At 35.3% G+C, this 22,465-nt stretch carries 18 protein-coding genes; 2 read left to right on the forward strand and 16 right to left on the reverse strand.

Going from position 1 to position 22,465, the window contains the following annotated elements; genetic code table 11:
• Positions 1-5: 5 nt before the first annotated feature.
• Positions 6-1,643 (reverse strand): peptide ABC transporter substrate-binding protein, encoded by a 1,638-nt coding sequence (locus ACSYSF_RS06855; protein WP_489867285.1) that lies wholly within the window; start codon positions 1,641-1,643, stop codon positions 6-8.
• Between the two features lie 237 nt (positions 1,644-1,880).
• Here ACSYSF_RS06855 and ACSYSF_RS06860 point away from each other — a divergent pair, with 237 nt between their 5' ends.
• Positions 1,881-4,097 (forward strand): glycoside hydrolase family 3 C-terminal domain-containing protein, encoded by a 2,217-nt coding sequence (locus tag ACSYSF_RS06860; RefSeq protein WP_489867286.1) that lies wholly within the window; start codon positions 1,881-1,883, stop codon positions 4,095-4,097.
• Between the two features lie 83 nt (positions 4,098-4,180).
• On the opposite strand, the gene ACSYSF_RS06865 is transcribed toward ACSYSF_RS06860, so the two are convergent.
• From ACSYSF_RS06865 to ACSYSF_RS06930, 14 genes are all read right to left on the reverse strand, one after another.
• Entirely contained in the window at positions 4,181-4,819 is a 639-nt protein-coding gene (locus ACSYSF_RS06865) for a hypothetical protein (protein ID WP_491737224.1), read from the reverse strand.
• A gap of 89 nt (positions 4,820-4,908) precedes the next feature.
• Entirely contained in the window at positions 4,909-6,060 is a 1,152-nt protein-coding gene (locus ACSYSF_RS06870) for an ArgE/DapE family deacylase (RefSeq protein ID WP_489867288.1), read from the reverse strand.
• Positions 6,061-6,444: 384 nt separating this feature from the next.
• Positions 6,445-7,314, reverse strand: coding sequence for an HNH endonuclease (locus ACSYSF_RS06875; protein WP_491737225.1), 870 nt, complete (start codon positions 7,312-7,314; stop codon positions 6,445-6,447).
• 151 nt (positions 7,315-7,465) lie between these two features.
• The gene (locus ACSYSF_RS06880) at positions 7,466-9,391 is read right to left on the reverse strand and encodes a DNA/RNA helicase domain-containing protein (protein WP_489867290.1); all 1,926 of its coding nucleotides are present in this window, start codon (positions 9,389-9,391) and stop codon (positions 7,466-7,468) included.
• Between the two features lie 79 nt (positions 9,392-9,470).
• Positions 9,471-10,286, reverse strand: coding sequence for a hypothetical protein (locus ACSYSF_RS06885; protein ID WP_489867291.1), 816 nt, complete (start codon positions 10,284-10,286; stop codon positions 9,471-9,473).
• 37 nt (positions 10,287-10,323) lie between these two features.
• Complete coding sequence (locus ACSYSF_RS06890; RefSeq protein ID WP_489867292.1) at positions 10,324-10,635, reverse strand: hypothetical protein; 312 nt, start codon at positions 10,633-10,635, stop codon at positions 10,324-10,326.
• A 279-nt stretch (positions 10,636-10,914) separates the two neighbouring features.
• Positions 10,915-14,199, reverse strand: a complete 3,285-nt coding sequence (locus ACSYSF_RS06895; protein WP_489867293.1) for a DEAD/DEAH box helicase — start codon at positions 14,197-14,199, stop codon at positions 10,915-10,917.
• Positions 14,200-14,201: 2 nt separating this feature from the next.
• On the reverse strand, positions 14,202-15,266 hold the full coding sequence (locus tag ACSYSF_RS06900; RefSeq protein ID WP_489867294.1) for a sigma-70 family RNA polymerase sigma factor: 1,065 nt from the start codon (positions 15,264-15,266) through the stop codon (positions 14,202-14,204).
• Between the two features lie 232 nt (positions 15,267-15,498).
• Positions 15,499-15,891 carry a 30S ribosomal protein S9 gene (rpsI, locus tag ACSYSF_RS06905; protein WP_489867295.1) on the reverse strand — a complete coding sequence of 131 codons (393 nt, stop codon included), beginning with the start codon at positions 15,889-15,891 and terminating at the stop codon, positions 15,499-15,501.
• A gap of 26 nt (positions 15,892-15,917) precedes the next feature.
• A complete protein-coding gene (rplM, locus tag ACSYSF_RS06910; protein ID WP_489867296.1) occupies positions 15,918-16,361 on the reverse strand; it encodes a 50S ribosomal protein L13 in 444 nt (147 codons plus the stop codon).
• Positions 16,362-16,517: 156 nt separating this feature from the next.
• Complete coding sequence (gene truA, locus ACSYSF_RS06915; protein WP_489867297.1) at positions 16,518-17,267, reverse strand: tRNA pseudouridine(38-40) synthase TruA; 750 nt, start codon at positions 17,265-17,267, stop codon at positions 16,518-16,520.
• 12 nt (positions 17,268-17,279) lie between these two features.
• Complete coding sequence (locus tag ACSYSF_RS06920) at positions 17,280-18,083, reverse strand: energy-coupling factor transporter transmembrane component T family protein (protein WP_489867298.1); 804 nt, start codon at positions 18,081-18,083, stop codon at positions 17,280-17,282.
• A complete protein-coding gene (locus ACSYSF_RS06925; RefSeq protein WP_489867299.1) occupies positions 18,076-18,942 on the reverse strand; it encodes an energy-coupling factor transporter ATPase in 867 nt (288 codons plus the stop codon). Before ACSYSF_RS06925 ends, ACSYSF_RS06920 begins: the two co-directional genes overlap by 8 nt.
• The gene (locus tag ACSYSF_RS06930) at positions 18,918-19,760 is read right to left on the reverse strand and encodes an energy-coupling factor ABC transporter ATP-binding protein (protein ID WP_489867300.1); all 843 of its coding nucleotides are present in this window, start codon (positions 19,758-19,760) and stop codon (positions 18,918-18,920) included. The genes ACSYSF_RS06925 and ACSYSF_RS06930 overlap by 25 nt, the downstream gene beginning before the upstream one ends.
• Before the next feature lie 191 nt (positions 19,761-19,951).
• Between ACSYSF_RS06930 and ACSYSF_RS06935 the strand changes: the two genes are divergently transcribed.
• The gene (locus ACSYSF_RS06935) at positions 19,952-20,545 is read left to right on the forward strand and encodes a TrmH family RNA methyltransferase (protein WP_489867301.1); all 594 of its coding nucleotides are present in this window, start codon (positions 19,952-19,954) and stop codon (positions 20,543-20,545) included.
• A gap of 69 nt (positions 20,546-20,614) precedes the next feature.
• On the opposite strand, the gene ACSYSF_RS06940 is transcribed toward ACSYSF_RS06935, so the two are convergent.
• Positions 20,615-22,294 (reverse strand): NAD(P)/FAD-dependent oxidoreductase, encoded by a 1,680-nt coding sequence (locus tag ACSYSF_RS06940; RefSeq protein WP_489867302.1) that lies wholly within the window; start codon positions 22,292-22,294, stop codon positions 20,615-20,617.
• Positions 22,295-22,465: the final 171 nt, after the last annotated feature.

Below are 22,465 nucleotides of genomic sequence, written 5' to 3' on the forward strand. Positions count from 1 at the left end.
TAAATTTATTTGTCAGCTAAATAAGCTGTCTTGTAACTATAATGACCATTAACTTGATTGTAGTTAACTCCCTTCAAACGTGGATTAACTAGGTCTTCATTGTTGGTCTGATAAATTGGTGTAACAACTTGATCCTTCATCAAAATCTTCTCAGCCTTTACCAAATCATCCCAACGCGCCTGCTTGTTAGCCGCATTCTTATTTAGAGAATCGTCAATCGCTTGGTCATATGCATCATTTTTCCAACCGGTGTGATTTTGCGCACTATCACTTGGGAAAATCTGCAAGAAGGTATATGGATCCGCAAAATCTGCTGACCAACCTTGGAATGAAATATCAAAGTTTCCTTCATTAACTGATGCAATACGACTCTTTTGTGGGACCTTTTGCAAAGTTAAGTCCAGTTTTGGTAGATTCTTCTTTAATTGATCTTGAATGAAGACAGCAACTTGTTCAGAAGCACTGGCGTCGGCCGTGATCATCTTAACGTTAATCTTATCCTTACCAACCTCCTTTAGACCCTCAGCAAATAATTTCTTCGCTAACTTTGGCTTATACTCGGCCGTATTTGGTACCTTTGAGACTTTGTAAAAGTCTTTACCGGTCTTTGGATCCGATGCAATCTTGCGAGGCACGAAACCATTAGATGGCTGTGAACCATTCTTTAAGATTCTTGATGTTAATTGTTTACGATTAATTGATAATGAAATGGCCTTACGAATCTTAGCATTCTCTAGTCCCGTATTGTTCTTCAAATTGTATTGCAAATATGATGTTGCGGCCAAATCACGATTAACAACATCTTTATTCTTTGATAATTGTTGGGCTTGCTCACCCACCAAAGTCATTTGATCTAACTTCTTTGTTTGATACAAATTATAAGCAGTTGATGGATCTTTAACGACTGAATACTCAATCTTATCTAGCTTGACATGCTTCTTATCCCAATAATTAGGATTCTTCTTTAATGTCCAGCTAGTCGTTGAACCCGACCAACCCTGGCTAACAAAAGGTCCGTTATACAATGTCGTCTTTGATGACGTACCATACTTATCACCTTGTTGTTCAACGAACTTTTGGTTTAATGGTGCTAATGTTTCACGCGCTAGAATCATTTTGAAATATTCTTGCGGTGCAACTAATTTAACCTGTAATTCATATTTACCCAGTGCTTTAACGCCTAAAGTGCTGGGGTCCTTTTTACCGTCCTGGATATCTTTAGCATTTTGAATGTTATCAAATAAGTACGCATATTCACTCGCTGTCTTAGGATCAACAGCACGTTTCCATGAAAACTCGAAATCTGCCGCGGTAATCGGATCACCGTTACTCCACTTAGCATCTTTACGAATATCAATGGTATAAGTCTTTTTGTCTTCAGAAATGCTGGTCTTCTGCGCCAACGCTTTTTTAGGTTGTCCCTTACTATCGTAAACATATAGTCCTTCAGTAACATTGTCTAACTGAGTAAACGCATTTAGCTCAGTAGCTTTTGCCACATCCAGTGAAGAAATTTCCGTATTTGAATATGTACGAATGACTTGCTTTGTTTTTGCGTCTATCGTCTGCGTAGTAAAACTAATCCCACCAATCATGGCTGTTGTTAAAACAGCCACTTTCACCCCTAATTTATTAATGCCCATATTGATGCCCCCTAATCATTTAGTAACTACTCATAACTAAACTACATTAAAATTGGATTAAATAATTATAATAAATCGATTATATATGACAATTTTCATTAACGCAAGTATCACAATTGTAATTCGTGATTTCTATATAAAACCCTTAATATATTTCTTTAATTAACATTTAAAAAAAGGTATTATAATTAAATTTGTAAGGCGTATTTTAATTTTTAATACAATAAGGAGACGTGCATGTCAAAATTTGATTTATCGTTTGTAAAAGGTTTAACTATTGAAGAAAAAGCCAGATTAGTGAGTGGTCAAGATTTTTGGTTCACAGCATCTAATAAAAAGCGTAATATCCCATCAATCATGGTGACAGATGGACCTTCTGGGTTACGTAAGCAAGCTGAAGGGGCTGATGCTTTAGGATTAAATCAAAGTGTCGAAGCCATTGATTTTCCAGCTGCTGCACTAACCGCAAGTTCGTTTAATGTTGATATGTTACATCAATTAGGAAAACATCTTGGTACCGCATCTAAAGCAGAAAACGTTTCTGTTCTACTTGGACCAGGTGTTAACATCAAACGTTCGCCATTGGCTGGTCGTAATTTTGAATACTTCTCCGAAGATCCTTACCTAGCTGGTGAATTAGGTACAGCCTATGTTAAAGGTGTTCAACAACAAGGCGTTGGTGTCAGTGTAAAGCACTTTGCCGGTAATAATCGTGAAAGCCAACGTTTTACATCATCATCAAATATTGATGAACGGTCATTACGAGAAATTTATTTAGCTGCTTTTGAAAAGATTGTTAAAGAAGCCCAACCGGCTACATTGATGTGCTCATATAACGCTATCAACGGTAAATTAAGTTCACAAAATTTCCGCTTACTAACACAAATTCTACGTAACGAATGGGGATTTGAAGGCCTTGTGATGTCTGATTGGGGCGCTGTTGCCGACATCATTGCTGCACTAAAAGCCGGATTAGATTTGGAAATGCCCGGTAATGGTGATTATTCCGTTGATCGGATTGTGACAGCCGTACGTAACGGTGACTTAGAAGAATCTGTCCTAAATACAGCTGTTTTGCGTGTACTCCACCTAGTTGAAAAATTCCATATCGCAGCCGATAATGACAGCACATATGATAAGGATGCACAACATGAGTTTGCCCGCAAATTAGCAGCTGATAGTATTGTACTATTGAAAAACGATACATCAGTTTTGCCACTACAAAAAGAGGACAAAGTTGCTCTTATTGGTGAATTAGCTGAAACACCACGTTACCAAGGTGGTGGAAGTTCGCACGTTAATGCTTATAAGGTTGTCACACCATTACAAGCAGCAAAAGATAGCCAACAAGATGTTCGTTATGAACAAGGTTATCGCATTACTGACACAGTTAGTGATGCAGAACTTGAAAGCGCTGCGGTTGCTACTGCTAAAAACAGTGATAAAGTCATTGTATTTGCTGGTGTTCCTGAACGTGACGAATCAGAAGGGTTTGATAAGAAAACCATTGATTTGCCTGATAACCAGATTGCACTTATCAAAAAGTTAGCTGCCGTTAATGAACATGTCATTGTTGTCTTGCAAAACGGTTCAGCTATTACAATGCCATGGCAAGACGATGTGCAAGCTATTGTTGAAACATACTTAGCTGGTGAAGCAGTCGGTGAAGCCACTTGGGATATCCTAACTGGTCAAACTAATCCATCTGGAAAGTTAGCTGAAACCTTCCCAATTAAGATTCAAGACACACCAACTTACGGTACCTTTGCTGTCAGTCGTCGTGAAGAAAATTATCATGAAGGTATCTTTGTTGGTTACCGTTATTATGATTTGAAAGAACGTGAAGTTAACTATCCATTTGGTTATGGATTAAGCTACACAACATTCAAGTATGATGATTTAGATATCGATAGTAATAAAGATGCCGTTACGGTCTCATTTAACTTAGCCAATACAGGTAAAGTGGCCGGACAAGAAATCGCGCAACTTTATATTAATAATCAAGCGAGTGATGTCGAAACAGCTGTTAATTCATTACAAGCATTTAAGAAAATTGCCCTTGAACCAGGCGAAACAAAACGGGTAACATTCGAATTAGAGTCACGTAATTTTGCTTGGTATGATGTACAACGCAGTGCTTGGACAATCGATAACGGTGATTATATTATCAACATTGGTAGTTCATCTCGCGATATCAAACTTAGCGAACATGTTAATGTCACATTAGGTGCTGATATTCTAGCTCCGATAACTGGTGATACTTATATTAGTGATGTCGTTAAGCGAACTGACGTGCAAGACGCCATTAAAGAATCTGGTTTAGATAAGACCATCGATTACATGATTAGTGGTGATAATATAGAAGTATTCTCAAACATGCCTCTTCGTGCACTAATCATGGTTGGTGCAGATCCAACACAATTGGATAACTTTTTATCACTTGTAAATAAATAATAATTAGGCGTTATTAACGCACTAAAACTTAAAACGCTCGTAGGATAGTTTGGAACTATCTTACGAGCGCTTTTATATTCTATTTATTTTGGAAAATCAAACGTTAACTTAGCTTTGGGATTTGTTGTTGAAACCAGGTTACGATAAAAGTCTTTCGTTGATTGTTGCAACAAATCATTATACTTTACAACGTACTTTTGCTTTGACTTCGAATCTAATACCTTATTAATCATCTCTGTTTCATCAATATCTTTTGTAAACGAACTAAACACACCATTATGCTCATCTAATACTTTAAAGTTTGGATGATTATAGCCGATAAAAATGAACTTTTTAATCGCTATATTATAGGTGTTATCACCTGTTGCAGTAACCTTAACATCTTTACCATCAACACCTAGTTGAGCATCAAACGAAGCCTGCATAATTTTTTGTCGATTCGTTCCGAAAATATTTTGTCCAAATAACTGAGTAGACCGTTTCTCATTCAGAATCTCAGATAAACCTAGATTCACCATGACAACTTTCTTTTCTTTCGTCAATGATCGAACAGTCAATGTTTCTTGTGATACTTTTTTCGTCTTGGGAGCCAGACTACTATGTGTATTATTGTGAACAACACGATATGACACGAAAGCTACCGTTCCTGCGACAATTACACTAATAATAATTCCTACTATAATGCCAAATATAACTGGCCTTCTAATAAATCTTTTCCGCAACTAAATTCACCCATTTCTAATCTCATTCAATTCATTATATAAAAATTGGTGAATAAAAGCATCTTTTGTATGCCAAAATTGGGACTGATTTATTGCAAATACTCACGAGCAATTTCTTGATAAGCATCAATCAAATGCAAGTAACTACTAATCGTTGTGTACTCATTAAGTTGGTGAGTCACCGCATCCCCATCAGGTCCAAGAATAACCGTTGGCAAACCAACATTATTCTTCACAAACACACTGGCATCTGTTGCACCGTTCATGGTAATCAAATCAACCTTACGATCATCAAAGAACTTTTGAGCAGACTTTTGAACCGTTTGAATAAAGTCATTATCCTTAGCTGATTCAACTGGCTCAAAATTATGAATGATTTCTAGCTTAAGCTCAGCATCATATAAATCATTTAATTGATCAATTGTTTCTTGAATACGTTGAATAACTTTGGCATTATCAAATACTTGGGTTGGACGAATATTACCACGTAATTCAGCTTGTGCTGGAATGGTGTTAACCTGCTCCCCACCTTTAATAACTGTAATACTGTGTTGTACCTTGCCTAGATATGGGTCTTCAGGTGCATCATCAAACAAGCTTTTTTCTAGATTAATGTAATTTACCAACCCTTGAATGGCATTAATACCACGCTCTGGTGTTGAACTGTGCGCCGCTTTACCGGTACTTGTAATTCTGTAATTGAAACTACCTGAATGGGCAAAAATAACCTGACCGTCAGTTGCTTCACCAATTACCAAGGCATCCGCATCGTCAATTGCGTGTTGTTCATTCAAACGATAAGCACCTTGCGCACCATATTCCTCACCAGTAGTAATAATCAAACGTAACGTACCATTCAACTCGACATCGGGATTTTCATGTAATTCAATGGCCGCAATCACCTCAGCTGCCAAACCACTCTTCATGTCCGCTGCACCACGTCCATATAGCTTGTCGCCATCAATGTAAGCTTCAAATGGATTGTGCTCCCATGCTGATTCATTATCGATAGCGACCGTATCTTGGTGACCAGAGAATACAAGAATCTTACCTTCCCCTTCTGGTTTACCAATCTTGGCTTGTAAGTTGGCACGATTCTCCCCAAATTCATCAATGTTTGCTTCAATCCCATGATCAGCTAACAATTGCTTTAAATACTTAGCAACTTCAATTTCATTACCATTAACCGTGTTGATATGAATTAAATCTTGTACAATCTTGATTTTCTCTGCTTTTTCCATAATAAATGCATCCCCTAATTCTAAATATTGACAATTAAAACAATTAAAAAAGCTTCCACACCTTTTAAACAAAAGGGTGAAAGCTTCACTGTACCACCTTAAATTTGTACTTTTCTCACGAAAAGCACCTTAATAACTTATATCATGCATAAGTCAGACGATAACGTGTCCCTCCGTAATAGTTACTTGCATAACTATTAGTACTCCAAGCTCATTTTCATTCTTATTAACTTGTGGTTTTCTCAACAACCAACCTTCTCTGTACAAGTTAATTAAAAATTACTCTACTCTTCACAGTCTATTTCTAATTATTATTTAATAAAAATGGTACTCGGTTTGATGGGGTTTTGCAAGGGGAATAAGTAACTACTAAGATAATTTCTATCAGAATTCACAAGAATCATAATGATTGGCCAAAGCTTTTTTATCAGGATAGTTTTTTACATCTTCTGGTAGATACAAGGTTACACCATCAAATTTATTGTATACTGTACTTTTTAACTCTGGTGACAGCTCAACAATATATTTATCATTAATACGAATCAATTTTTTATCAAACATCAAGTGTAGATCACTTCGCAATAAAAGACCATTATTAATTACATTCGTTTCTGTACCTTTGTATGGAAATATATGTGCCGCTTCCAACACTGGTTCCACATTAACACCAGATATAGCACACTTCTTATTATACGCATCAAGTAATTCATTACGAAACTTTGTTTGTCCTTGGCGGATTATTATTGACCTTTTTTGTTTTTCCCTTGCATCAACAATATTATCAAAGTCTAATTCTTCACTAAAAGAATTAACATTACCTTTATACAAATGGTTCTTTATTTCTTGTGAGTTTGTATTGGTATTAATTAGTCTATCATCATTAGCAATCTGAATAATAAAAAATCCTTCATACCAATATAAAACCATGCCAATTAGAAATTTATATACATTTCTAGTCCCTTGTTTTTCTTTTTGTTGTATAACCACCCCGATTGGTATGTTTTTATTTTTATTATTCATCAATGCTATGTTTTCAGTAACATTACTCCTTTCATAATAAATACTATGAACGTTTGATGAATCATTTTTACTTTCTGATTTTTGATGGTATAAGAAGAGTCCTGTGCCATCTTTATATTCAATTACACTTGAATCTTTGTATGTACCTTTGATTGTCTGCTTAACAGATATAACAAAATTAGTATCTTTAGGTTTGAATATTCCGGCTGCCGGACTGACTATTTGATTACCCATATTAGTCTTCGAATTTATTGGTAGCATTTGTACTGTATTATGATTATTATAAAACATCTCTTTGTGTTTCATTTAGTTCAGAAAAATAGTTACGTATATCTTCCATAATTTCATCTCGTTTTCCAAAATAATAGTACTTATATTGTATACCCTATTTTGTTAACACCATTAACTTTTCTCGTAACTCATCATTAACTGCATAAACGTATAGACCGTGCACACCACGAGTCAGTAGGACATTAACAACATTTTTCAAATACTTCTTATTTTCTTCAGTGTTATAAGTACCTCCTACTTTGCGCATTTTTTGTTTATCTTTTGATTTATCAGCATCAATATCCAATGAATTTGTTTTCTCATTCCATATCACTGATGGTCCTAAAATTACGCCGACATAGTTCAGATCAATACCTTGAACTGTATAATCACTCCCAATTTCATTAATACTCTCTGGAATTTCCTGCCAAGGAATGTTATGCTTTTGGGCTTGTTTAACTTCAGGTAGTTGTAGATTCCATGGCATTGCTACATCTCCATAAGTAACATTATGATAATTTTCACCATTATCAGGCTTACCGCTTTGGGTATATCTCCAATCATAAGTTGCCACAAAGCGACTTAACCTATATTTTTCATTTCTATCTTCAACTGCTTTTTTAAATTCTTCAGCATTATCAAAAAACTGAATATCATAATTATCATCATTAGGTACCTGAATTATTGAATCTTCTTTTTGATGTGCAAAATTTTCAATCCAATCGATTGTTTGTTTATTAGCATGTATACGCCATTGTTCATCTAAACTAACGGTAATCGTATTTTCACCATTAACAATTGATTCTAGTTCATAATTATCTGATATTTTAGATCTGGCAGACGTTAGCTGTTTTGGATCATAAATTAATACCAACACCTTAGCTAATTTATGCAATGCAGCTAGATCAGGTTCCCATTTACTTGTTTTAGTATGACTATAATTTCCACTCCATAATAAATGTGCTTCATCAACCAATAAGACATCTACCTTCTTGCCTTGGTCTATAAATTTTGAAACAGCCATCACATCATTTTTTTCATCCATGTTCAACTTTTTAGCTATTTGTTTATAAACACGTAGTTGCTGCTCATGTCGTACTAACAAAGTCACAGATTTATGATTGGCTACATCTTCCGTCGACTTTTTCCAAAGATCATAAAACAGCTTTGACATTAAAACCGTTTTACCCGAGCCAGCTAATCCTTCAATTTTTATAACAGCATTTTCTTGTGTATTTGCTAAAGTAGTTTCTATTTTTTTATCAATGATTTCTTTAGCTTTTAATTGCTTATTACTCAACGACTTAAAAGGACTATTAGCAAATAGAGCAGAATTACGAACTTCTTCTAAACTTGAAACAATATCTTGTTTATGTAACTTTTCCCAAATTTTTGGAAATAACCCTAGCCGATATGCATTTCGTTCATAAAAATCTGCAGATAAGCCATTATTCCGACCATTGTAAATTTTAGAAAATTTGTCATCCCCTAATAAAGAATCCATAAACATTTGTTCTAATTCTAGAGTAGCGGACTTATTAAATTTTGAATGACCTATAATAAATAGCTCTTCTTTTTGATCATCAGAATCAATTTTAATAGCGTTCAATTTATCATTTGATGCATCTAAATGCTCATTTGTTCTTCGAACAATAGAACTAGCTTCACCAACATAGGCCAATTGTTTCGTTTCATTACTATACTCATTTTTCTTTTTCCCAATTCCTAAATACAAAGTTGGAAATTTAGTTAATATTGAATTTGATGCTCGACTTTGGAAGTCATTTATCCCTTCTATAGAATAATCAATTGCTTTTATTTCTAAGTTATCATCAGTCAAAAAGCCAAACATTGCTAATATTTCTTCAGCATTGAAGTCTAATATTTCAAAATACTTTGCTAATAAATCATTAGAAATCGCTCTTTTACCAGTTTCCCAATTTTGTACAGCTTGTCTCGTAACATTTAATTTATATGCAATATAATCCTGGGTTAGGCCCAAGTTTTCTCGCTTTGTTTTTATTAAATTATGTAGTTCCATAATTTAATTATCGCAAAACAAAAAAATATACAAAGCAACAATATGTTGCTTTGTATATAACCGTTTATCCTTTAATAGATTATTTATACACACTAATCAGCTTCTGCAATTCCTGTTGTGCAGCAGTATCCTGTGAAACAGCAAAATCATGATCAGTATTAAATCCGTGTGCATTACCATCATCATTATATTCACCAAAGCCAGTAGTCAAACCAACTTGACCATCATCAATTTTTAGTTCATAGACTTTACCATTGTCACCAAGAATATACTTGGTAATTGGCATTGTTAAATCTGCCTTTTGACCATAACCACCTGCAATTGAATCAACAATATCATCTTGACGACCAGTAGAACCATCTTGCAAAGTCATAAATACTACCCCACCAATTGCATGAATAGGGAATGCATCGCGACCTGGATTGTTTTCATCCTGTACTTGTATCTCACCATCTGGTGTATTGGCGTACCAATCACCATGACCAGCAGCACCATGATCAAAGTAGTAATCAGTAACTGCCATGTTACCTACACTTGCCCGACCATCAGCCCAGTCTAAGAAAGCCTCATTAACTTGCTGCTTTTGGTCATCTGTTAGTGTTACCGCCTTATTGTTATCAACGGACGATGCCGAACTTGATGATGCTGAACTAGATGAAGCTTCCGTATTTGACGACTCATCAGCTTTTGATTCACTTTTTTGCGTATCTTCTTTTTTACTATTAGCCTTACTCTTCTGATCAGCACTATCTAGCTTTTTAGACATTGATTGGTTTTTAGCTTGTTCAGTTTTTAATTCTTTATCTTGAGACTGTTGATGCACATAAACACCTCCGCCACCTACTGCCAAAACTGCTAAAACACCAATTGTACCAATCCAAACTCCCTTACTCATATAATTTCACTCCCTTTACTTATGTATGTCTTACTAATTAATAAGATGAATCATCCCCATCTGAATCATCTAGTCCTTCTTCTCTCGCCTCATCTAATGCTTCTTTCTCTTCTAAGTCCTCATGCAACATAATTTCACTTGCAATATAAGGCAAAACATCATCAGAAGCATCATTTTTAGATGTAAGCGTTATTGTCACATCATTCGCAGCAACCGTTTGTTTAGCTAATTGAATTAATGCATAACCAAAAACAAGTGTTTTAGACAAATCCATTAACTCACCTGTCTGGTAATGTGGAAATGAATCAATTGCTTGATAACCTACAAAGATGTAACAGAAATAGCCCATTATATACATCCAAGGTACGAAATCATCTAAAAAAATATATATTTTCCTTTTTAACTTTTTCAACAAGTATCCCTCTTTCTAAGAAAACATCGCGTTACTTGTTCTGTCATTTATATTAATTATATCACTGTTATATTTATTCTTTATTAGAACTAAACCAATACAAAAAAAATCCAAACTAACTTTTATCAATTAATTCTTTAAAGGATGTGATTTTAATTGTTTAGAACTGTATGTTAAACATTATCTTACCAACTTACATAAATCGCTAAATTATTATTACACTTTCTTTGAAAAAAGAGATTCCTCAACTTCAGTCGGTAAATTTCCCATGAAATAATTTTCAATTTGATCCCAGAACCATTCTGTATAGTTTAATACTTTTTCTTTTGAATTATTGCCAACAGCTTTATGAGTAAACAAATATTTTTGCATTTCTACACCAATTCTATGTTTTAACAATACATCATTCAAAATATTATTTTGATAATTTTGATCTTGTTTAATAGCCTGTTCTACTGGGTAAACAGAATTAATTCTAATATATATTTGTGGATTATATCCTCCCAAAGTGGTAAAGTTTAAACCTATAGTTTGATCAAATGCTTCTCCAATTCCTAATACAATAATTTCTTCATCCAAAGATTCTTTAGAATTACGATAATGAAAAATTCTAGCCTCTTCGTCTCCTAAAATATAATTGTATTTTGGATGATATAATCTTCCTATCACTTGCATGACAAAATCGGCAAAAATATCTCCTGATCGCTGTACTTTATATAAACTTTTATTGCTTGCAGGCCGTTCACGTAATACGATTGAATTTTTTAATTTTTGATATTCAAAAGTTGCATTAATTAATACTTGTGCCACACTTCGAGCCTTAAATTCATCACTAATTTTAAGAGAACCACGTAAATAATTTGACAACTCTTTTACATCAAATTGCTTTTCTTTACGTTGCATAATATCGAGGAAATTCTGATAGACTTCTAAAACTTTTTTATAGCCTGCTACTCTATCATTATTATTTTTATCAAAACTAAACTGGACCCCACTAGCAAAATTCAGCAAACTGAAAACATTGGCATGTTTCATTGATTTTCTCTCATCTGGAGTATTAATTTTATATTTAAACTGTGGAAATGACATTGTTTTATAAAAATCTTCCCATATTCCTGATAAATCTACTGAAAATAATTTTGTATATCCTTCACCCTTTAAATTATTTTCAAATTTAAAATAGTTATTTAAACTTGAATACTCCAATTTTTGAACAGTTTCATCATCAACCAATATAAACTCTTTTCCAAATATGCTTCTAGGCCTTGCAACAAAAGGTGAATAACCCAATTTTCTACTTGATGAAAAATCTTTTTCTATCATTAGCAAGGCCGTTTTCACTTTATTATCAAGACTATCATCATCATCTATATCACTTGAAAAAATATATTTAAAATCATCTGCATTCACCACAAGATTACGATTTTGACCTTTTGCTCTATAAATGTCTAATATTTTTTGCATTACACCTTGAATTTGTGTTTTCTTAATAGCACTCATTCCTTGTAATTGTTTAACAACATTAAAATCTTGAGGTAAATAATCTAAGCATCCATAACCCTTACTAACTATTTTATGATCACGAGCCACTCTTCCAATTTCTTGTATATAATCAATTACATTACCAGTAGGACTATAATGATAAACATTTGTTATATCAGGAATATCAATTCCCATTCCAAAAGCTTTTGTAGCTAATACGAACTTCAAGTCTCCATTTTTATATTCTTCAAGTACTGTATCTTTTTCTTCTTTAGTCAAAGTTCCATAATATTTTCCTGTCTTTTCTGCTAACTCTGGATTATTAGATTCTAAATCTCTATAAAAATCATTTAATAACTTAATAGTTGGAAAATACATCAATGACTTCTGATTATTTTTATATGCTAACTGCAAATGTTTCCTAGCCAAAACTTTTTTTGTTTTGCGATAATCTCCATCCTCTTTTGTAGAAGATTGAATTTTCATAAAGATATCATCACGTTTAACTAATCCAAAATAAGCAATAGGCCGAATCATATTTAAACTATTTCGTGTATCAGCATACATATCTTCACGACCACCGTAAATCGCTGTTGCAGTAAATGTTACAATTGGAAATTGATACTCTTTTCTTAATTTTTGTAAATAAATTCCTAAATACCAATAATCCGCACGAAATGACTTTCCCCATGTAGTTACAATATGAGCTTCATCTACAATCACCATTGAAATTTTTCTATTGCCTATTAACATCTTAATATCACTACGTGACTGCAATGTTTCAGGTGAAAGATACAGCATATTAATATCACCATGTGCAACTTTTTTTAAGATCTTTTCTTTCTCAAAAGGAGGTGTATTCCCATTAATTGTTTCAGCATTGTTAACACCTTTAGATTTCATATTATCTACTTGATCATTCATCAATCCAATCAATGGGGAGATTACTAATACTAACGGTTTCTCATCACTATGTTGTTCAGTCAAATACAAAGTTGGGATTTGAAACATAACTGATTTTCCTGATCCTGTAGAAGCAGTTATATAAATATCTCTAAATTCATCACCATTTCTAGCATGTTCAGCTTGTTGAACGATAGCATCAATTATTTGCGCTTGGGAAATTTTTATTACTTTCTTATCTCGTTTTTCGATACTAGCATACATATTCAAATCTCGAAAATCGCTATATCCCCATACATCTTTTAAAATTTTACGATATTCGTCAATCAGTTCAATATTTTGTCGCTTAATAGATTCAGTAGAAAACGTTATTAACCAATTAGGATGTAAATTCTTTAATACTGTAATTCTCTCATGATATTGATTTGGTATTTCATCTATTGATCTAATAACAAAATTTACTTGTTTAGAAAAATCATTTTTAAGTTCAAAATCCAAAAAATTCATTTCTTCTTCATCTAGAGCTATATTAATTTTAGAGTTTGGCTTATCTATAGTATGTATTGCTATTTTATTTTCTACATCATAAAAATCATATTGCTTATAAGAACTCCAAAAATCTTCTCTGTAACTTACAAAATAATAGCCACTATTTTTCGAAAAATTTATAGAACCGTAAAAAGTATTAATTCTAGCAACTGTTTGATTATCTTGTCCTACTAATTCTATATCTTCGTGCAAATATAGCAAATCAAATACTTTTTTAATATCAAATAATGTATTATTATATGGATAAAGTTTATTATATAAGTTGTTTTTTAAAACAATGATATCATTTGGATAAATCATGCTAATTGCCATTTTTTCAGAAATCAAACTAAATTCTTCCGGACGAATCATATAATAGTCATTTTGCTGACCAAGATGTCCCATAATTTCGGGAATAATCGATTTAATCTTTTCATCAATGTCAATTAAATCTAACTTTTGATCAATTGGTTCCATCAACCAATTGTTTAACTCAGAATCATCAAACCCTACAGTTATTACTAATGGTTTTTTTAACTTATACTTATCTATTAGACTTTCAATTTTTTTATTTACTGTTGTCATCATATTTACCTACTATTTTTTTCTTTGAATTCTTTGATATCATTATGATTCTTTAACTTTTTTAACGTTTTAGCTTCAATTTGTCGAATTCTTTCCCTAGTAACCCCAAAAATTTGTCCTACTTGTTCTAAAGTGTGTTCTTCTCCATTTTCTAAACCGAATCTAAGCCGGATAATTTCAGAATCACGCTCACTCAATTCTGATAATACGGATTCAATTTTTTGGGAAATTTCTTTATCAGCTATTATTTCAAATTCATCTCTTTCTGCTTCTATTGGTAATAGATCCCCTAGTGTTGATGTTCCTTCTTCTGAACCAGTTGGCAAATCTAAAGATATAAAATTTCCTCCATAAATTTTTCTAATCTTTTTATACTCTATTACCATGTCGTCCCTATCAAAACTTGTTGTCGCAAATGTCTTGTAACCATTTGCAATTTTCATTACCAACTTTTGATTAGCAACATACAAATTTTCCAACGCACTATCATCTTTTTCATTTTGATATTTATCTAAATATTCAATATTGTTTTTAAAACTAGCAACTTCATGAAAATCATTCATTTCAGCTTTAAAACTATCAGAACTTAATAATTCATCTAAATCTTGAAAATCATCATCAACATCTATTTGAATATCATTTTCTTTTTTAAATACTTTTTTATATATACCTTTTTCTACAAATTCTATCTCGTTTAAGTCCCGTAAAGTTTGTAATACTTGTCTAATTTTTGCTTTCACATTCATATTATTTGGGTGTGCTACTGATAAATCACGACTAAAAAGATAGAGATCTGAAATCGAAAAATTAGTTGGTAACCCTTTAATTAATTCACGTATATCTTCGTCCCATGAATTTTTTTGCGTAAATAAATATTCCCCAAATTCTGGCACTACATCTCTTTCAATTTGTAGTTTCAAGCCTCTTATCTCTGTATATAATTCATATATTTCTGATATGCTATATCTTAACCTAATAACAAAATCGTTTATTAAAGATTGTAAAATCTTAGTACCAAAACGTATATTATTATTTACGTAATTGATAATTTCATCCAACTCCCCATTCATAATATTCCCCACTCTATCTTTAAAACTTATTTTTCATTGACATAAATTTTAATTTTGTACTATTCATCCTATATCATTAATTATAGCAATATTTTTAATAATTAAAGAAAAAATAAGTCGATATTATTTATTAATGTATTGCAACAAAAAAACTCCCAAGCTGGCAAAACCAACTTGGGAGTTTTTCATTTGTACGGATCTTGAACAACCCAACAAAGTGTAATAGTAAATATTAACGCTTTGAGAATTGTGAAGCCTTACGAGCTTTCTTAAGACCTGGCTTCTTACGTTCCTTCTTACGAGGGTCACGAGTAAGTAGACCGGCCTTCTTTAATGAAGCACGGAAGTCAGGATCAACTGTCAATAGGGCACGTGAAATACCGTGACGGATTGCACCAGCTTGACCTGAGAAACCTCCACCATTTACGTTAACAACAACGTCGTAGTTTCCTAGAGTTTCAGTAACGTTAAATGGTTGCACCATAACCTCACGCAAATTAGCGAAAGGAATGTATTCTTCTGATGAAAGACCGTTAATCGTGATTGCACCGTTACCAGGTACTAAACGTACACGGGCAACAGAGTTCTTACGACGGCCAGTTCCAGCATATTGTACTTGAGCCATGATTAAACTATTCTCCTTTCGTTAAATTAAATAAGGTTAGTGATGTCCAACACTTCAGGGTTTTGAGCTTGGTGTGTGTGCTCTGAACCAGCAAACACATGTAGCTTCAAACCTTGTTGGTGACCAAGAGTACCCTTTGGCAACATACCTTGAACTGAAAGTTCGATCAAACGTTGTGGGTTCTTCTCGCGCAAGTCACCTGCTTGACGCATCTTCAAACCACCTGGGTGATTTGAGTGGTGGTAATAAATTTTGTTAGAAGCTTTCTTACCAGTCAAAGCGACTTTACCGGCGTTGATAACGATAACGTTATCACCAGTGTCTACGTTTGGTGTGTAAGTTGGCTTGTTCTTACCACGCAAGATTGAAGCAACGACAGTTGACAAACGTCCTAATGCAATATCAGTTGCATCAACGATGTACCACTTGCGATCGATCTCACCTGGCTTTGCCATATAAGTTGTACGCATGGAAAATTTCCTCCAGTTTTCTGTTTGTTTACTTTACCAATAATTAAAAAGTCGTACCAGGACATTCCCATTGTGGTTGGTAAACAATACCGAGTACTATATTATCCCGTTTCGGATAATTAGTCAATGGAATAGTTCTGGTGACGACATATTTTTTTAATATTTAACTTCCATTAGATATAAGCCTTGGGCCGGAGCAGTGAATTGTGCTTGTTGCCGATCCTTCACTTCGAATAACCGTTTAATATCGTCAACTGGTCGAATACCGTTACCAATTTCTAATAGGACGCCGACCATAATCCGAATTTGGTTATATAAAAAGCCATTCCCTGAGAATTCAAACCAGATTTCTTCTTCTTCTGGTTTAACCCACATTTTAGCTGAGTAAACCGTTCTGACGGTTGTCTTTTGTTGGTAACCTGAAGCAACAAAACTTAGCCAATCATGTTCACCAACATAATCACCAATCGCCTGTTGCATTAATTCAGGATTCAAGCGCCGATGCCAATGACCGGTATAATTCCGTTTAAATGGGTCGATATATTCGGTCGTTGAGAAACGATAAAAGTACGTTTTATCATGAGCATTAAATTGCGCATGAAAGTCATCAGACACCTTTTCAACTTTTTTAATACCAATATCATAAGGAAGCATCGTTGAGAGGCCCTTACGCACCGCATCAGCCGGAATATCAAACGGTAAATCGAAATGGGCTACTTGACCCTTTGCGTGCACACGCGCGTCTGTACGGCCCGACCCTTGCACGCGAATATGTTCAGCAGGATACTTAGCCATCTTGTTCACAACGGCTTCCATTTCAGCTTGAACTGTTCGTTTGTTTGGTTGCACTTGCCAACCATAAAAATCCGTTCCATCATAAGCAATGGTTGCTTTATAACGTGGCATGTTACATCCTTTCTACATCATCCATCGTGTTGCAACCAATAATGCTGCAAAGACAACGAAACCAATCATCGCAATCGTATCTTGTTTATGCCATGTTAGCACACGATATTTCGTTCGTGAATCACCGCCACGGTAACCGCGTGCTTCCATTGCATCCCCTAACTCTATCGCACGTTTAATCGCATTCACAAAAAGTGGGATTAACAATGGCACAAATGATTTAATTCGCGCCATCAAGCCACCTTCGTTAAAACGCACACCACGCGCACGTTGCGCATTCATAATGCTTTGCGCTTCATCCATTAAAGTTGGTACAAATCGTAGTGCAATCGATAACATCAACGCCAATTCAGAAACTGGCAAGCCAATCTTTTTAAACGGCTTTAGCAAACTTTCCATACCATCGGCTACTGCTAGTGGTTGTGTCGTTAACGTTAGAATTGTTGAAAACATGATAATCAGCATAAAACGGACAAAGACAACAATACTGTTAATGACACCATCAGTCGTAATTCGAATAAACCACCAATGAATTAATTCATCACCAGTTTGCACGAAGAATAATTGCAATAACGTCGTAATCAGCATCAACAAAATCAATGGTTTCACACCACGAATAAATACGCCAACACCAAGACCCGTTAACAAAATTGCAAATAACGTAAAGGCAGTTGCTAAGACGTACCCAATAACATTGTTGGCTAAGAAGACCACAAAAATAAAGGCGATGCTTAATACCAACTTAGTCCGGGCATCCAATCTATGAATCCAAGAGTTGCCAGGCATATAACGGCCAATAATCATATTGCTAAACATGATCTACCTCCCCATTAATCCGCGCTGCTAATTGGTCAGCTAACTGATCAATGTCCAAGACGTCATGTAATTGCACCCCTTTACCAGCAAGTGCATCAGCAAACTGCTTAGCTGCTGGCACATCCAACTGCTTTTCATGTAACCAGTCTTCATCGGCAAATATCTCGGCTGGTGTCCCTGACTTAACAACAGTACCATGTTCAAAAACCACGACATGATCGGCGTATTGGGCTACATATTCCATTTGATGAGTAATTAACACTACTGTCATATGCTTTTCATGCTGCAAATCAATAAATAATTGCATTAATTCACGTTGCCCTTTAGGGTCTAAGCCAGCTGTTGGTTCATCTAGAATCAATAAATCTGGCTCCATCGCAATCACACCAGCAATAGCCACACGACGCATTTGACCACCAGACAATTCAAATGGTGAACGCTCATACAAGGTTGGATCAATACCGACCTTTTGTAACGCCACCTCTGCTGAGGCTCGAGCGACATCTTCAGAAGCGCCAAAGTTTTTTGGACCAAACATAACGTCTTTTAATACGGTTTGTTCAAATAACTGTGCTTCAGGGAATTGAAAGACAAGACCAATATGCGAACGCACTTCATTCAATTCTTTTAACTTCGTTTCTGGCGTAATAACCTGTTCGCCAATTGTGACTGTACCAGACGTTGGTAACACCAAACCATCTAAATTCTGAACCATGGTTGATTTACCCGAACCAGTATGCCCGATGACTGCTGTTAATTGACCTTCTGGAATATCAAATGTAACGTCGTGTAAACCTGGCGTTGCAAACGGTGTATTCAATTGATAGGTAAAGCCTACTTGGTTGAAATTGATTGCCATAACCATGTCACCAGCCCTTCTGTCGTCAAATATTCTTCAGGAACCGCGATACCGCGTTCCCGTAATTTTTCCTTTAATTGCTCAGCAAAAGGTACTGCTAACCCAAAGCGACGTAATTGACCAGCATTCGCAAATATTTCTGCTGGTAATCCCGTTTCAACGAGTTCACCATCGTTAATCACCATAACACGGTCAGCACTGGCAGCTTCATCAATATCATGGGTAATCGAAATAACCGTTAATGCATCCCCCATACGTGCCTTCAATTCACGTACTAGCGTAATCATCTCACGACGTCCTTTAGGATCTAACATGGCGGTTGCTTCATCCAAAATCAAGATTTTAGGTTGTAATGCTAATACTGAAGCAATGGCCACCCGTTGTTTTTGGCCACCAGATAAACGAGCTGGTTCACGGTCTGAAAATGGCATCATTTGCACTTCTTCTAAGGCAGCATCCACACGCTTAATCATTTCATCACGTGGCACACCACGGTTTTCCATTCCAAAGGCAACATCATCAGCTACGGTTGCCCCAACAAATTGATTATCAGGATTTTGGAAAACCATCCCCACCATATCGCGGATATCCCACATGTGTTCTTCATCGGCAACAATGCCGTTAATTGTAATTTCACCTTTAGTAGGTGCTAATAGATAATTTAATAATTTTGCAAAAGTTGATTTACCGGATCCATTATGCCCGATAACTGCGACCCATTCACCTTGATCGATTGTCAATGACAAATCATGTAAGGCTAGCGCGTCACTATTTGGATATGCGTAATCTACATGCGACAACGATATAATTGGCGTCATGTCTGCGCCTCCTTTTTATTTTCTCATAACTATTATCATAACAAATTAATAGTCAATATGCTTTGAAATGTGCAATTTAATCTTATTTTAGCAAGCATTATCCAGTTTGACACGTGTTATTCACCCGGCTAGAATAAAATTATTATTTAATCGTTTAAATTGGGCTTGTCCTAATCCATAAGGAGACCATTATGTCAGATATTGACCTTAGCCATTCAGCAGATTATCGTAACGTAACCGATTTTTATAAAGGCAAAACAGATGATGAAATTCGAGCTGCCCTTGATATGCAACGTGGCAATATGATTTCAATCATGCAAAATTTAAGTCATGACTTTAACAAAGCTTCAGCCGTTCGTAATAGCAATGCATTTGGTATGCGAAAATTGATCTTCTTAAATCCTGAAAATCCAGCAATTCCTGATGCTAAAGAAGGCATCAAAAAATGGGACCGTCGTGGTTCATTGGGTACTCAAAATTATGAGCACATTGAACATCGTCGCATTATTGATTATCCAGCTATCTTTGAGCAGTTACACCAAGAAGGTTATACAATTTACGCCATTGATAATACACCAGGTTATAATCCACAATCACTTTATACGATGCAATTCCCAGCTAAGTCAGCCTTCCTATTTGGTGAAGAAAAGCTTGGCCTTGCTGATGATTTAATTAACGCAGCTGATGCAATGGTTTATATTCCCCAATATGGAAGCGTGCGATCAATTAATGTCGGAGTAGCGCATGGTATCATCGCTGCCTTTTACGCCTCACAACATCAATAATATTTTAATATGAGCAAACAAAAAATCACTGATGACTTATTTTGTCATCAGTGATTTTATTTGTTTTAATTACTTACGCATATCATTGTAGCGTGAACGTGCTCTACCATACCATGAGTTGGCCAAAGAACGTTCTAGCATTGGTGATACCCAGTAGTCCAAACCGATTGTACGTCCTGAACCGTTCATTAATGCTAAGGTTGCAAATGGAATCAACAAAGCAGCAACAGTCACACCTGATCCAGCAAATACCATTACCAAACCAAAGATGAAACCAATAAATGATGCTAGCGAAGTCAACAAACCAAAGGCGATTAACCAACCGATGATTGTTGCAAGTACACCAGTACCACCACCTAGAGTAGAACCAAGTGAAATCCAGGTAATTCCCATGACAATACGCAAAGGTACTGACCAAAGAACGTTACCAACACGTGAAGTCCAACCAAAGAATGGGTTACGTCCGTTTGGTGTACGGAAGAATTCATCCAATGTGTATTGGAACATGTGGTAACCACTTGAAATTTGCATGAAGAAGTAGAAGTTGATAATGTGCTTGAACATATTAGCAAGGAAACCAGTTATTGACCAACCTTCTTTACCTAACTTCATGTTACCAATTTGTTGAACAACACCTACAGTGTAGTGTGAACCAATTGATACGGCAAATCCTTGGTAGTGACCCTTAAATTCATGACGTTCACCAGTTTGACCAGTTACATCATAAACAATATTAGGAACAAGTGTGTTGGCAGCTGATTCTCCACCTTCAACAGTTTGTGGTGTCCATCCAGCACGTGGGTTATCAGGATCTGCCAAAGCAGGTTCTTGGTAAGCAGCCACGTCACCAGCAACATAAATGTCTTCTTCGCCCAAAGCACGTGAGTACTCATCAGCTAAGAAACGGCCACCAGGTCCTTGTTGCAAGCCCCACTTAGCACCTTGTGGCTTAGCCTTAACACCGGCAGTCCATACCAAGGTATCAGTAGGAATCTCAGTACCATCCTTCAAGATAGCAGCGTGCTCTTTAACTTCAACAACACCAGCTGACTTACGCAAGTTGATACCATGATTAACCATGTATTGCTCACCCTTATCAGCCAACTTACGATCTGAAATCATGTTCAAAATAGTTGGTGCAGCTTCAATAACTTCCAACTTGATTTCTGATTCATCCAAGTTGTTAGCACGTGCTAATTCATGACGTTGGTCAATCAATTCACCAGCTAACTCAACACCAGTAAATCCAGAACCAACGATTGCGATAGTCAACTTAGCAGCACGCAACTTTGGATCTGATTCCATAGCACCTTCACGGATGATATTTTCAATACGTGAACGTAGACGAATAGCTTCTTCGAATGACCATAGTGTGTAACCATATTCTTCAACACCTGGTGTACCGAAGGTGTTTGTCGTACCACCAGTTGCGATAACTAGCTTCTCATATGTAAATTCACCTTCTGAAGTCTTAACAACCTTGTCATCCTTGTCGATATCCTCAACAGTAGCTGTGACAATCTTTACATTTGATTCGTGCTTAAATAGCGTTCCCAAATCAAATTGTACGTGCTTAGGTTCAACACGCTTTGTAGCAACTTCGTGCAATTCAGTCATATAAGTCATAAATGAATGACGATCAATCAAAACGATTTGATAGTCAGTATTCTTCAACTTTTTAGCTAACTTACGAGTAGCAAATACCCCAGAAAAGCCAGCTCCTAGTACAACAATGTTCTTACTAGACATTTAACTAATCTCCTCAATAAAAATTTCTAAAAATAAACAAATAAATCCAATGATACATTGTATCGTTGAACTCTTTTTTGTAAATGTTAGCACCTAACTACCTATTAATAGCTTGCCCAAGTGATAACATCCCGACAACTCTATTATAGCAACTTTTAAAGAAAACAATCA

The organism is Weissella sp. ESL1139 (assembly GCF_058506735.1).

Bases quoted from the DNA above. Each gene is read 5' to 3' on its own strand.
- ACSYSF_RS06855 (WP_489867285.1), bottom strand. From the start codon at position 1,643: ATGGGCATTAATAAATTAGGGGTGAAAGTGGCTGTTTTAACAACAGCC.
- ACSYSF_RS06860 (WP_489867286.1), top strand. From the start codon at position 1,881: ATGTCAAAATTTGATTTATCGTTTGTAAAAGGTTTAACTATTGAAGAA.
- ACSYSF_RS06870 (WP_489867288.1), bottom strand. From the start codon at position 6,060: ATGGAAAAAGCAGAGAAAATCAAGATTGTACAAGATTTAATTCATATC.
- ACSYSF_RS06875 (WP_491737225.1), bottom strand. From the start codon at position 7,314: ATGGGTAATCAAATAGTCAGTCCGGCAGCCGGAATATTCAAACCTAAA.
- ACSYSF_RS06880 (WP_489867290.1), bottom strand. From the start codon at position 9,391: ATGGAACTACATAATTTAATAAAAACAAAGCGAGAAAACTTGGGCCTA.
- ACSYSF_RS06885 (WP_489867291.1), bottom strand. From the start codon at position 10,286: ATGAGTAAGGGAGTTTGGATTGGTACAATTGGTGTTTTAGCAGTTTTG.
- ACSYSF_RS06890 (WP_489867292.1), bottom strand. From the start codon at position 10,635: ATGGGCTATTTCTGTTACATCTTTGTAGGTTATCAAGCAATTGATTCA.
- ACSYSF_RS06895 (WP_489867293.1), bottom strand. From the start codon at position 14,199: ATGATGACAACAGTAAATAAAAAAATTGAAAGTCTAATAGATAAGTAT.
- ACSYSF_RS06900 (WP_489867294.1), bottom strand. From the start codon at position 15,266: ATGAATGGGGAGTTGGATGAAATTATCAATTACGTAAATAATAATATA.
- rpsI (WP_489867295.1), bottom strand. From the start codon at position 15,891: ATGGCTCAAGTACAATATGCTGGAACTGGCCGTCGTAAGAACTCTGTT.
- rplM (WP_489867296.1), bottom strand. From the start codon at position 16,361: ATGCGTACAACTTATATGGCAAAGCCAGGTGAGATCGATCGCAAGTGG.
- truA (WP_489867297.1), bottom strand. From the start codon at position 17,267: ATGCCACGTTATAAAGCAACCATTGCTTATGATGGAACGGATTTTTAT.
- ACSYSF_RS06920 (WP_489867298.1), bottom strand. From the start codon at position 18,083: ATGTTTAGCAATATGATTATTGGCCGTTATATGCCTGGCAACTCTTGG.
- ACSYSF_RS06925 (WP_489867299.1), bottom strand. From the start codon at position 18,942: ATGGCAATCAATTTCAACCAAGTAGGCTTTACCTATCAATTGAATACA.
- ACSYSF_RS06930 (WP_489867300.1), bottom strand. From the start codon at position 19,760: ATGACGCCAATTATATCGTTGTCGCATGTAGATTACGCATATCCAAAT.
- ACSYSF_RS06935 (WP_489867301.1), top strand. From the start codon at position 19,952: ATGTCAGATATTGACCTTAGCCATTCAGCAGATTATCGTAACGTAACC.
- ACSYSF_RS06940 (WP_489867302.1), bottom strand. From the start codon at position 22,294: ATGTCTAGTAAGAACATTGTTGTACTAGGAGCTGGCTTTTCTGGGGTA.